Raw genomic sequence first — 1,496 nt, forward strand, 5'->3', positions numbered from 1 at the left:
CTTCCTTTAACTTCTTCTACTGTGTAGTTGTGAACGCCTTCTTGACCTTTCTTGAATTCAAGAGCTGAGAACTTAACGTTACCAGATGCATCATTGCTTACAGTTTCAACTTCTTTACCAGTTGAATCTTTAAGCACGAAGCTGAATTCGTTAGCTTTAAGTTCACGACCTTCCAAACGTTTCGTGAAGTTGAATTCTACTGGTACTGGAACGTTGTTGACACGTTTTTGAGTTGGTTTCTCTGGTGTTTCAACCTTCTTAGTTGTTGGGTTGTAGTAGTTTACAACTTGCGCTGCAGTATTTTCAATATCTACACCAGCAGCAACATCAGCTTTCACTGTTGTTGGAATGTCGAACTTGTAGTAACGTCCAAATTCAAATTTAGTTGTGTCGATAACTTGAGTATTTTCTGCATCTCCTAGAGACTTAGTGAAGCCAGCTTTAAGAGTTGCTGTGATTACTCCGTTATTAACTGTAATATCAAATTTATCTGTTACTTCTGCGCCTGTTACTGAATCGTAAGCTTTGATCTTAGTAGAATCAAGTTCCAACTTCGCTTCATCGTAGTCATCTGAGATTCCTACAGATTGGATGTTTTCTTTGTTAGTTGCTGAGAATTTAGTTGTATCCAACCATACTTGGTAAACCAACTTATCTCCACGGTTAACAGTCTTGGTATTGATGTTTTCTGCTTCGTTGTTGGTATCTTTGTCAGCATATGGGTTGGCATTTGTATCTGCATACTCATCTGTCAACTCATCATCATCGTCAGCAAGTTTTGATCCAGTGATATCAAATTTTTCTTTATTAAGAACGAACTTCTCTGGTTGGAACTTAGGTTCTTCTGGAGGAGTTACACGGTTGTTAAATTCTTTATCCGCAATGTCGCCTACAGTTGCCACAAGAACTTTAGCTGTTCCGTCGTGTGATACAGTGACTGTTACATTCGCTTTCATTGTGTCGTATGTAACGGTTGCGTCTGAGCCTTTAACTTCTTCTACTGTGTAGTTGTGTACGCCTTCTTGACCCTTCTTGAATTCAAGAGCTTTGAACTTAACGTTACCAGATGCATCATTGCTTACAGTTTCAACTTCTTTACCAGTTGAATCTTTAAGCACGAAGCTGAATTCGTTAGCTTTAAGCTCCCGACCTTCCAAGCGTTTCGTGAAGTTGAATCCTACTTCAACTGGAACGTTATTTACACGTTTTTCAGTTGGTTTGCTTGGTTTTTCAACTTTCTTAGTTGTTGGGTTGTAGTAGTTTACAACTTGAGCCGCAGTATTTTCAATATCTACACCACCAGGTACATCAGCTTTCACTGTTGTTGGGATGTCGAACTTGTAGTAACGGCCGAATTCGAATTTAGTTGTGTCGATCACTTGTGTGTTTTCTGCGTCGCCAAGTGACTTCGTGAAGCCATCTTTAAGGGTTGCAGTAATCACACCGTTGTTCACAGCAATATCGAATTTATCTGTTACTTCTGCGCCTGTTACTGA

The 1,496-nt window shown here is 39.6% G+C and carries 1 protein-coding gene; it reads right to left on the minus strand.

What is annotated here, in order from left to right:
* Positions 1-1,496: SspB-related isopeptide-forming adhesin (locus HMPREF2686_RS10665; protein WP_315940698.1), on the minus strand; the 1,496-nt coding region annotated here is incomplete at both ends.

This window comes from Streptococcus sp. HMSC057G03 (assembly GCF_001808745.1).
In the GTDB taxonomy this organism is placed as follows: domain Bacteria; phylum Bacillota; class Bacilli; order Lactobacillales; family Streptococcaceae; genus Streptococcus; species Streptococcus parasanguinis_Z.